Origin of the sequence: Streptomyces sp. URMC 126 (assembly GCF_051386555.1) — a bacterium.
Classification (GTDB): Bacteria; Actinomycetota; Actinomycetes; order Streptomycetales; family Streptomycetaceae; genus Streptomyces.
Genome location: NZ_JBPQTX010001195.1, coordinates 1 through 246, shown reverse-complemented (window position 1 = coordinate 246; position 246 = coordinate 1). Strand labels below are relative to the sequence as shown.

The window sequence follows — 246 nt, the reverse complement described above, 5'->3', positions numbered from 1 at the left end:
AACTCGGCCAGCCGCGGCTTGTCGATACCGGTCTTGACGTCGCCGAACAGTGGCAGGTCCGACCCGGTGAAGCGGTGGCACAGGTTCAGGCCGCCATCCTTGTCCACCGCCAGCAGCCCGACCCCGGCACCGCAGGGCAGCGCCTTGCGGTTACCTTCGTGCAGGTCGGTCATCAGCTGGTGCATGTTGCCGAAGCCGAAACCACGGTTTTGCAGCGCCGCCTCCAGGTAACGTCCACCTAAGCGC

At 65.9% G+C, this 246-nt stretch carries 1 pseudogene; it reads right to left on the bottom strand.

Going from position 1 to position 246, the window contains the following annotated elements:
• Positions 1 to 246 (bottom strand): annotated as a pseudogene (locus ACSNOK_RS35635) (hypothetical protein); the annotation flags it as partial.